Source organism: Mesorhizobium sp. B2-4-1 (assembly GCF_006442185.1).
Lineage (GTDB): Bacteria > Pseudomonadota > Alphaproteobacteria > Rhizobiales > Rhizobiaceae > Mesorhizobium.
Genome location: NZ_VFVN01000018.1, coordinates 71736 through 79355, shown reverse-complemented (window position 1 = coordinate 79355; position 7620 = coordinate 71736). Strand labels below are relative to the sequence as shown.

Annotated in this window: 8 protein-coding genes; 7 read left to right on the top strand and 1 reads right to left on the bottom strand. The window is 64.6% G+C overall.

Going from position 1 to position 7620, the window contains the following annotated elements; all coding sequences use genetic code 11:
- Positions 1–1044 (top strand): autotransporter outer membrane beta-barrel domain-containing protein (locus FJ949_RS28955; RefSeq protein ID WP_140501243.1); only part of this gene is annotated, 1044 nt, incomplete at its 5' end.
- A gap of 110 nt (positions 1045–1154) precedes the next feature.
- Here FJ949_RS28955 and FJ949_RS28950 read toward each other — a convergent pair.
- Positions 1155–1778: a LysE family translocator gene (locus FJ949_RS28950; protein WP_140501241.1), complete on the bottom strand. Its 624-nt coding sequence runs from the start codon at positions 1776–1778 to the stop codon at positions 1155–1157.
- Between the two features lie 390 nt (positions 1779–2168).
- On the opposite strand from FJ949_RS28950, the gene FJ949_RS28945 reads away from it, so the two are divergent.
- The 6 genes from FJ949_RS28945 to FJ949_RS28920 all read left to right on the top strand — a co-directional run bounded on the left by FJ949_RS28945 (position 2169) and on the right by FJ949_RS28920 (position 7534).
- Entirely contained in the window at positions 2169–2936 is a 768-nt protein-coding gene (locus FJ949_RS28945; RefSeq protein ID WP_140501239.1) for a L,D-transpeptidase, read from the top strand.
- 110 nt (positions 2937–3046) lie between these two features.
- On the top strand, positions 3047–4213 hold the full coding sequence (locus tag FJ949_RS28940) for a diphosphate--fructose-6-phosphate 1-phosphotransferase (protein ID WP_140501237.1): 1167 nt from the start codon (positions 3047–3049) through the stop codon (positions 4211–4213).
- An 88-nt stretch (positions 4214–4301) separates the two neighbouring features.
- Entirely contained in the window at positions 4302–5021 is a 720-nt protein-coding gene (locus FJ949_RS28935) for an MBL fold metallo-hydrolase (RefSeq protein WP_140501235.1), read from the top strand.
- A gap of 197 nt (positions 5022–5218) precedes the next feature.
- A complete protein-coding gene (locus FJ949_RS28930) occupies positions 5219–6763 on the top strand; it encodes a DegQ family serine endoprotease (protein ID WP_140501233.1) in 1545 nt (514 codons plus the stop codon).
- Between the two features lie 142 nt (positions 6764–6905).
- Positions 6906–7139, top strand: a complete 234-nt coding sequence (locus FJ949_RS28925; protein ID WP_140501232.1) for an AbrB/MazE/SpoVT family DNA-binding domain-containing protein — start codon at positions 6906–6908, stop codon at positions 7137–7139.
- Positions 7136–7534 carry a type II toxin-antitoxin system VapC family toxin gene (locus FJ949_RS28920; RefSeq protein WP_140501230.1) on the top strand — a complete coding sequence of 133 codons (399 nt, stop codon included), beginning with the start codon at positions 7136–7138 and terminating at the stop codon, positions 7532–7534. Before FJ949_RS28925 ends, FJ949_RS28920 begins: the two co-directional genes overlap by 4 nt.
- Positions 7535–7620: the final 86 nt, after the last annotated feature.

Below are 7620 nucleotides of genomic sequence, written 5' to 3'. Positions count from 1 at the left end.
CCGGCGGCACCGGCGGCTGATCCGCCACCGCCGCCCCCGCCCGTCCCGACTGCGGTGCCCGATCTTCCGACGCCCGCGGCAGGGGAGGAGATCCTGCTCTACCGTGTCGAGGTCCCGGTCTATTCGGCGGTTCCGCCGGTGGCCGAGCATCTGGCGATGACGACACTTGGCACTTTCCATGAACGGCGAGGCGAACAGAGCCTGTTGTCAAACACCGAACTCTCTCCGGTCTGGGGCCGTATCTTCGGCCAGGACGCGAAGATGGGCTGGTCGGGAACGGTTTCGCCGTCGTTCGACGGCACCTTGTTCGGGTTCCAGGGCGGCTTCGACGTGTTTGGCCAGGAAACCGCTTCAGGTGGCGTCGATCGTGCCGGCCTGTTCATCGCCTATGCCAGCATGAACGGCGATGTGCGCGGCCAGGCGCTGGGGCAGAACGATCTGGGCGTCGGCGACATCGATCTCGGCGGCACCAGCGTCGGCGGCTACTGGACCCGTATCGGTCCCGGGGGCTGGTACCTGGACGGGGTCGTCATGGCCACTTTTTTCAGCGGCGATGCGACCTCGACCCGCGACATCGGCATCGATGTCAAGGGAACCGGCGTCACCGCTTCGCTGGAAGGGGGCTACCCGATCGCGCTGGCGCAAGGCTGGACGCTCGAACCGCAGGCGCAACTGATTTGGCAGCATCTATCGCTCGACGATGCCGAGGATCGCTTCGCGTCGGTTTCCTTCGATCTCGACGACAACGTCACCGGACGCCTCGGCCTGCGCCTGCAGGGCGAGACGACATTGAACGGCACCGCGCTGCAACCTTACCTCAAGGCCAATCTCTGGCACGGTTCCGGTGGCACGGATCACGTCAACTTCGACACCACCGACATCTCGACCGAAAGCCGCTCGACCTCGTTCGAATTCGGCGGCGGCGTGACCGCCAAGGTGACGGACAAGGTCAGCCTCTTCGCCACCGGCGACTACACCACCAATCTCGGCGGTGACAAGCGGCGCATCCTCGAGGGCAATCTCGGCGTCAGCATCAAGTGGTGAGACGGCGAAGCTGGCGCTGTTTTCGTGCGTAAAGTCGACGCCGCCCCTCATCCGCCGGCAGGCAGGTGAGGGGCAGCGCTAACGCTGTGCGTTGAGCGAATCCCCCTTGTTCAATTCCCTGAACGCATCGCCACTGTGGCGATGCCGGCGCCAACCAGCAGCGTGCCGCCGGTGCGGTTGAAGACGCGGATCGCCCTGGGGTTGCGCACAAGGTTGCGCGCTCGCGACGCGATCAGCGCGTAGCCGAAGGCGTTGGAGAAGGCGAGCGCCAGGAAGGTCGTCTCGAAGATCAGCATCTGCGTCCAGAAATCGGCGTGCCGGTCCAGAAACTGCGGCAGGAAAGCGACGAAGAAGGTGATGCTTTTCGGGTTGAGCGCGGTGACCAGCCAGGCATGCCCCATCATCCTGGCGGAGGACACGGCATCGGTGCGCGGCTCGGCCTTGAGCGCGCCGCCGGCCCGGAACAGTTTTACGCCGAGATAGACCAGATAGGCAGCGCCGATCAGCTTCAGGATCGTGAAGACGGTGGCCGAAGCTGCCAGCAGGGCGCCGATGCCCAGCATGGACAAGGTCATCGCCGTGAAGTCGCCCAGCGCCACGCCGACGGCCATCGGCAGTGCGGTGCGCCATCCCTGGCCGAGGGCATAGGACACGACCAGAAGGATGGTCGGTCCCGGAATGACTAGGAGGATGGTCGACGCGGCAGCGAAGGCGGCCCAGTTTTCGAAGGACATGCTCGTCTCCTTTGAGCTCAAAGAAGAGGATAAATCCTTCGGTCCAGGAGAATGTAAAGCGGTTTGTTTCTACCCCCGCCAACGGCAGTTCGGCGTCAGTCGAGCCGCCCGACAGGTTCACGATCTCGGCGAGAAGCTTGAAGTTGATCTTTCAGGTCTTGCACATGGAGGTCCCCCGCTTTTGACACGCTGGCGCCGGGATCATGACCCGCCCGAGGTGATTTCGTGCAGGGCACGCTGGTTGGCGATACCGGAGAGGGCGCAATGGCGCCCAGCCTGTTCGCAAATGCAGGCAGCGCAAGGCCTTCACGCTTTATCAACCATGAATGATGAAAATGCTCGTCATCCGGCCGGACCGTGCTTCCCGCCGACAGCGTAGGGTTTGGGTACATGCGTGAGTTGCCGCAAGGTCTGAGGCCGCCGCGAAACGGCGACGCAATCGAAACCGATAGTCTTGTCTCCCGCCGCGCCGTTTTATCCGGGGCAGGGGCGTTGGCCTTGCTTGGCGCCGCCGGCTGCTCGACTTCGGGCGGCGGCCTGCCGGCGCTCGAGCTCGACGACACGGTCACCGGCTCTGTGCGGCCGATCCGGCCGAGCATCAGCGTCGACAAGAACATCACCAGCCCCGACCTGATGTACGCGTCCCTGAGCGACGGCGGCTTCAACGTGCCCGAGGTGCCCTACCTCAAGATCAAGCCGGAATTCCGCCGCCAGATCGTCGTCGACCAGACGGGCGAAGCGCCCGGCACCATCGTCGTTCATCTCAATGAGCGCATGCTCTACCTCGTCCAGCCGGGGGGCGACGCCATCCGCTACGGGGTCGGCATCGGCAAGGACGGCTTCCGCTGGTCCGGCCGCGCCAACATCCAGTACGGACGGGAATGGCCGACCTGGACCCCGCCGCCGGAAATGATCGCCCGCAAGCCGGAATTGGTAAAATGGCAGGGCGGCCAGCCCGGCGGCCTCACCAACCCGCTCGGGGCGCGCGCTCTCTACATCTATCAGGACGGCAAGGACACCGGCTACCGCATCCATGGCTCGCCCGAATGGTGGAGCATCGGCCAGGCCATGTCGTCGGGCTGTGTGCGCCTGATCAACCAGGACATCATCGACCTCTACAGCCGCGTTTCCAAGAAGAACCCGGTCGTCGTCGTCTAGCTCAAGCCTCACCTCGCGGCCGCTGGCGCGGCCGGTCGTTTCTGCCGTTGCGCGATGGCCAAAGACAGGCGAAGGTGCCTGAAATTCAATCGCCCGGGAGAATTTCACCAATGGCCGGAACTTTCGTCATCGCGCAGGGCGGCGGCCCGACGGCCGTCATCAACCAGACCGTGGTCGGGGCGACGCTGGAGATCCGCAAGCGGCATCCCGGCGCCAAGGTCCTGGGCTCCATCCACGGCGTGCGCGGTATCCGCGACGGCAATTATGTCGACCTCTCCGCCGTCCCGGAAGACCGCCTGCGGCTGATCGCCGGAACGCCGAGCGCGGCCCTTGGCTCGACGCGCGACAAACCGGATGCAGCCTATTGCGAGGTCGTCCTCGACGGCCTGAAGAAGGCCGGCGCGGATGCCTTCATCTATATCGGCGGCAATGACACGTCGGGCACGCAGCAGATCCTGACCGATGCCGCCGGCGGCAAGATCGCGTTCGTGCATGCGCCCAAGACCATCGACAATGATCTCGAGGAGAACGACCACACGCCGGGTTTCATCTCGGCGGCCGAGTTCGTCGCCGGCGCTTTCCTGTCCGTCGATCTCGATTTTCGCGCTCTGCCCGGCATCTATGTCGGCATCGTCATGGGCCGGCACGCCGGCTTCCTCACGGCCGCGGCCGCGGCTTGGCAGCTCGATCCCGACAGTGGTCCGCATCTCGTCTACGTGCCGGAGCGGCCGTTCTCGGCCACAGCCTTCATCGAGGACGTGCGCGCCACGCTCGACCGCCACAAGCGCTGCATCGTCGCCGTTTCGGAAGGGGTGAGCACCGCCGACGGCAAGGCGCTGGTTGAAAGCCTGGTCCCGCCCGAGAAGCTGGAGCGCGACCAGCATGGCAATGTCAAGCTATCGGGCAGCGACCTGCCGGCGGCACTCGAGCGGGCGCTCGCCGAAGGGCTGCCGGGCAAGCGCGCCCGCGTCGATGCGCTGGGCTACATGCCGCGCGGCTATGTCGGCGCCATCAGCGCCGTCGACGCGCAGGAGGCGTTCGACGCGGGAGCGTTCGCGGTCACCGTGGCCGAACAGGGCGGCGGCTCCGTGGCGCTGCAATATGACGGCACCAAAACCGTGCTGAAGAAGGTGCCGCTGAAGAACGTGGCTGGCAAGACCCGTCACATGCCCGAGAACTTCATGAAGCCGGACGCCAACCATCTGTCCGACGCCGGCATGGCTTACCTGAAGCGGCTGGTGCCGGAAAAATACAAGGTCGGAAAGCCCTTCGTCTGATGTCGGGACCATACTTGATTCCAGGATCACACCTGATGCGAGGCTCACACCTGATGCCGGGCTCACGCTTGATGCCGGGCCGCTTCTGATGGAGAACTGGTTCAGCAGGAGCATCGTCGACGAGAAGACGACGATGCTGACCGAGCCGTTCGTGCATGACTATGTGCGCGCCAACATCTGGCATCTCACCGGCCGCGACGCCGACCTTTTGGTCGATACCGGCATGGGCATCTGCCCGCTGGCGCCGGAGATCGAAACCCGGGCCGGCAAACCGCTCATCGTCGTCGCCACCCACATCCATCTCGATCATGTCGGCTCGCTGCATGAATTCGCGCTGCGCGCGGGACCCAGGGTGAGTGCCGCGCAGTTCGAGAACATGGATGAGGCGGCGACCTACGCCTACATGTTCCACGACCTCGACGGCGCCGTCTCGCGACTGCCGGCACCGGGCTGGAAGGCTGCGGATTACAAGATCCCGCCAGCGCCGCTGACGCGCACCCTCGACGAGGGTGATGTCGTCGATCTCGGCGACCGCCGCTTCCGCGTGCTGCATCTGCCCGGGCATTCGCCGGATTCGATCGCGCTGTTCGACGAAGCAGACGGCCTGTTCTTCAGCGGCGACGCCATCTATGACGACCGGCTGATCGACGACCTGCCAGACTCCGACAAGTCGGCCTATTGCCTCACCATGCGGCGTCTGCTCGACCTGCCGATCCGCATCGGCCATGGCGGTCACGGCCCGAGTTTCGACGGCGAGCGCATGCGCGAGATCGCCTCGGCCTATCTCAGCCGAGCGGCTGGTCCATAAGCCGGCTCTAAAATTAAATCTTCGTAAGGTCGCCCGAAAACCCTAAATCGGGCCAATCCGCGCCCTAGATGCTGGTTTGTCGATCCGGCCGGCTGCCATGCGCGGCGAGACAGGCAATCCGGCTGTCGACAGCCGACGGGTGTTTTCCCCCGAACCATCCGCGGCCCAGGTTCAACTCTCGCCCGGACAGAACGACCATGTCACCCATAAGCATTCTTCGTAGACATCGCGTCGCGGCCCTGCTGGGCGCTGCGCTGATCATCTCTCCCATCGTGGCCTCCTTCGCCGAAAGCCCGAACGAGGTCCACAACGCCGTCGGTACGACACAGACCCCCGTAGCCGGCGTAACGGCCCCGAACGGCTCCTTTGCCCCTATCGTGGCGGCCGACAAGCCGGCCGTGGTGACGGTTACGACCGTGATGAAGGGGCAACCGGACGCCATGAGCGATGCCTCGCCCCTGGACGGCGGCGGCTCGCCTTTCGACGATTATTTCCGCCAGTTCTTCGGCGACCAGGGCATGCCCGGGCCGAAAGCGCCGCCGCAGCAGTCGCAGCGCGCCGAAGCGCTCGGATCCGGCTTTATCGTCGGCGCCGACGGCACCATCGTCACCAACAACCATGTCATCGACGGCGCGAGCTCGATCAAGGTGACGCTTGACGACGGTACAGAGCTTCCCGCCAAGCTGGTCGGCCGCGACGCCAAGAACGACCTTGCGGTGATCAAGATCAAGGCCGACAAGCCCCTGCCGACGGTAAAATGGGGAGATTCCGATAAGTTGATGCCGGGCGATCAAGTGCTGGCCTTCGGCAATCCGTTCGGCATCGGCACCACGGTCACCTCAGGTATTGTCTCGGCGCGCGGCCGCGACCTCCACAGCGGGCCGTTCGACGATTTCATCCAGATCGACGCGCCGATCAACCACGGCAACTCTGGCGGTCCGCTGGTCGATGTGAGCGGCAACGTCGTGGGCATCAACACCGCGATCTATTCGCCGAATGGCGGCAGCGTCGGCGTTGGCTTCGCCATTCCGTCCGACCAGGCGCAAAAGGTGGTCGCCAAGCTGATGAAGGGCGGCGAAATCGAATACGGCTATCTTGGCGTCCAGATCCAGCCGGTGACCCCGGACGTTGCCAGTGCCATAGGTCTCGATCACCCCGGCGGCGCATTGGTCTCCTCGGTCACCGAGGGCTCGCCGGCGGCCGCGGCCGGCATCCAGACGGGGGACCTCATCACCGGCTTCGCCGGCCAGGAGATAAAGGATCCCAAGGACCTGTCGCGTGCCGTCGCCGATGTCTCGCCCGGCAAGAAGGAAATGCTCGACGTCTGGCGCAATGGCAAAACCATGCAGCTTTCCGTCGACGTCGGCCGCAATGGCGACGATGCGCAGACCGCGTCGGTATCTGGTGATTCCGGCGCGCCGGGAAACGGGCAGGGCGCCCGCCTGCCGGCGATCGGGCTCGGCCTGATGGACATCACGCCCGATATTCGCCAGCAGATGAACCTCCCCGACAACCAGCGTGGCGCGGTGGTCGCCGCGGTCAATCCCGACAAGGCGGCGGCGGCTTCCGGCGTCCAGCCCGGCGACATCATTATCGCCGTCAACCAGATGCCGGTGAAGAGCGCCAGGCAGGCCACGCAGGCGATCGCGCAGGCCGGCAAGTCAGGCCGCAAATCGGTGCTGCTGCTGGTGGAACGAGGCGATGCCCAGATCTATGTCGCCGTGCCCTTCGCCAATGGCTGAGACATCGCGTTGACATGAATGCAGGGATGGCGGGCTTGTCGGTCGACGAGCCCGCCTCCCGGCAGGGATTGATGCTTCAAGCCTTGAAATTCGAACCGCAAGGTAATACCTTAGGAAGACACGGTATTACCGAGGAACGGAGATGGCGACGACCGTTACAGCGAAGGGACAAGTGACCATCCCCAAACCGGTTCGCGATCTCCTGGAGATCGTCCCGGGAAGCAAGGTCGATTTCCGGCGCGCTGCCGATGGCAGCGTGGTGCTGACCCGTGCTGACAAAAAGCAGCCGGCGAGCCGCTTCGCCAGGTTGCGAGGTCATGCCGGCGAGGGGCTCACGACCGACGCGATCATGGCGCTGACGCGCTCCGAACGGTGACGCTCGTCGACACCAACGTTCTGCTCGACGTTGTTACGGACGATCCGAGCTGGGCGGATTGGTCGGTTGCCCATCTCGAGGCAGCGAGCCTCGACGGGCCGTTGTTGATCAATGATGCGGTCTATGCCGAGCTTGCCGTCCGCTACGCACGCATCGAGGATCTGGAGGCGTTTGTCGAGGCGGCCGGTCTAGAAATGGTTCCGATGCCAAGAGCAGCCCTCTTCCTTGCCGGAAAAGCATTTACACAATATCGCAGATCGGGAGGATCCAGGACCGGCGTGCTGCCTGACTTTTTCATCGGCGCCCACGCAGCCGTCGGACGCCTTCCGCTGCTGACGCGTGATGTCGGCCGCTACCGGACTTATTTCCCTTCTGTGACGCTGATCACTCCATGAATGGCCGTCGGATTTCGCTCCACAGCGTGTCGCATCGAAATGGGCTCATGCGACGCGCTTTAAGCGGCGTTGCAGACCGCCGAGCG